The organism is Microvirga sp. P4_G7, assembly GCF_056401005.1.
In genome coordinates this window covers 1-2,654 of the sequence record NZ_JBFUKD010000534.1, presented here as the reverse complement: position 1 = coordinate 2,654, position 2,654 = coordinate 1, and the positions used below count along the sequence as shown (strand labels likewise).

Sequence of the window (2,654 nt, the reverse complement as noted above, 5' to 3'; positions counted from 1 at the left end):
AGGGGGCGTGATCGGCGGTTTCGCCGGCTCCACCGCCGACGCCTTCACGCTCTTCGAGCGTCTCGAGGCCAAACTCGAACAATATCCGGGCCAGCTCACCCGTGCCTGCGTCGAACTCACCAAGGACTGGCGCACCGACCGCTACCTGCGCCGCCTCGAGGCGATGATGCTCGTCGCCGACAAGGAGGTCGGCCTCCTGCTCTCCGGCAGCGGCGACGTGCTCGAACCCGAGGGCGGCATCATGGCGATCGGATCGGGCGGCAATTATGCGCTCGCAGCCGCCCGGGCCCTCGCCGACAGCGAAATGGACGCCGAAGCCATCGTCCGCCGCTCGCTTGGAATCGCTGCCGAAATCTGCGTCTATACCAATGGCAACATTGTTATAGAAAGCCTCGACACGTGATCGACGAACAAACCCTCGACTTGGCGATTCAACGCGGCATCGTCAGCGCCGAACAAGCAAACGATCTTCGCGCCCTTGTGCACGCCATTCCAACCTCGTCTCCGGATGCGGTACCCGATGACGATGAGAAACTGCGTTTCATCACCGGCTTCAGCGATATTTTCGTGACGCTGGGGATCGGATTGTTCACCAGCGCGCTCGGCTATTTCGCCATGAATTCGGGCGGAAGGATCGCAATGTGGTTTGCACTTGCGGTTGCGGCGTGGCTGCTTGCGGAATTCTTTACCCGTCGCCGCCGCATGGCCCTTCCCAGCATTGCACTGCTCTGTCTTTTTGCCGTTGCGGCTTTTGGTGTGGCGGATATGGCTCTGGCGCGCGTGTTCGAAGTGGACACCGGCTGGGTGCTTTCGGAAAAGGCGGGAGTTATTGCGACTGCCGCGCTGCTCACTTTGCTGATGACCGGCGTTCATTACTGGCGGTTTCGGGTGCCCATCACCATTGCTGCAGGAGCTGCTTCGCTCGCATTGTCCGTCGTGGCTGCCTTGGCGGCCTTCGCCCCCGATTCCGTCGAGTACCTTCTGCGCTACATCGTTCTCTTCCTTGGGCTGGGGATATTCGCTCTCGCGCTCCGGTTCGACTTGTCCGATCCACGACGTGAAACGCGGCGTACCGACATCGCCTTTTGGCTCCACCTCCTGGCGGCACCGATGATCGTCCACTCGATGGTTTTTGGACTGATCACTGGTTCGGACGCGATCAAGATGACAGTCGCATTGGGCGTTCTGGCAATCTTCTTCGGCCTCGCGGCTGTCGCCGTCGCCATCGACCGCCGCGCGCTTTTGGTATCCGGTCTCGCTTATGCCGGGTATGCTTTCGCGGACTTGATCCGTCATGCCGGGATGGAGGATCAGACCGCGCCCGCGACCATTCTCGCCCTTGGTGCGTTCGTCCTTCTTCTCAGCGCCGGGTGGCATCCAATTCGCAGAACCCTGCTCGGCCTCTTGCCCGTTCGTTTGACCGCCAAACTTCCACATCCCCTCATGAGCTCATGACCACATTCTCTCCCCGTGAAATCGTTTCCGAACTCGATCGCTACATCGTCGGTCAGCACGATGCGAAGCGCGCCGTCGCGATTGCTTTGCGCAATCGCTGGCGGCGTCAGCAGCTCGACGGGGCGTTGCGCGAAGAGGTGGCGCCGAAGAACATCCTGATGATCGGACCGACCGGTTGCGGCAAGACGGAAATCTCGCGGCGTCTGGCGCGCCTCGCCAACGCGCCGTTCTTGAAGGTCGAAGCGACGAAATTCACGGAAGTCGGCTATGTCGGCCGCGATGTGGAGCAGATCGTGCGCGATCTCGTCGAGATCGGCATCGGTCTCGTGCGCGAGGATCGCCGCAAGCAGGTGCAGGCGAAAGCGCATCTTGCTGCGGAAGAGCGCGTGCTCGATGCACTGGTCGGCACGACCGCGAGCGCTGTGACGCGCGATAGTTTTCGTAAAAAGCTGCGCGCCAACGAACTCGACGACAAGGAGATCGAGATCGAGATTCAATCGGGCGGCGGTCAGGGCATGCCGATGTTCGAAATTCCCGGCATGCCGGGTGCATCGGTGGGCGCCATCAATCTCGGCGACATGTTCGGCAAAGCTTTCGGCAACCGGGCGAAGGCACGGCGCACGACCGTGCGTGAAGCCTATGCGCCGCTGGTGACGGAGGAATCCGACAAGCTTCTCGACCAGGACGCACTCGTGCAGGACGCGATCCGGCAGGTGGAAGACAACGGCATCGTGTTCCTCGATGAGATCGACAAGATCGCCGGCAATCGTGAAGGGCGCTCCGGCGTCGATGTCTCGCGCGAAGGCGTGCAGCGCGATCTGCTGCCGCTCATCGAGGGCACGACGGTCTCGACGAAGCATGGACCGGTGAAGACCGATCACATTCTCTTCATCGCGTCGGGCGCGTTCCATGTCTCGAAGCCGTCGGACCTGTTGCCCGAATTGCAGGGCCGCCTGCCGATCCGCGTCGAACTGGCGCCGCTCACGGTCGACGATTTCAAGCGCATTCTCACCGACACCGAAGCGAGCCTGATCAAGCAATCGGTCGCGCTTCTGAAGACCGAGGGCGTCGATCTCGTCTTCACGCCCGATTCCATCGACGCACTCGCCAAGGTCGCCGTCGAGGTGAACGATTCCGTCGAGAACATCGGCGCCCGTCGCCTGCAGACGGTTCTCGAACGGGTGCTCGACGACGTATCC

General features: G+C 61.8%; 3 protein-coding genes. All 3 read left to right on the top strand.

All coding sequences use genetic code 11. From position 1 onward, the window contains the following. On the top strand, window positions 1-403 hold a 403-nt coding region (hslV, locus tag AC1DT3_RS17510), incomplete at its 5' end, for an ATP-dependent protease subunit HslV (RefSeq protein ID WP_477466513.1). After that, complete coding sequence (locus AC1DT3_RS17505; protein ID WP_477466512.1) at window positions 400-1,455, top strand: hypothetical protein; 1,056 nt, start codon at window positions 400-402, stop codon at window positions 1,453-1,455. The genes hslV and AC1DT3_RS17505, both read left to right, overlap by 4 nt. Then, the coding region (hslU, locus tag AC1DT3_RS17500) for an ATP-dependent protease ATPase subunit HslU (protein WP_477466511.1) at window positions 1,452-2,654 on the top strand (1,203 nt) is incomplete at its 3' end. The genes AC1DT3_RS17505 and hslU, both read left to right, overlap by 4 nt.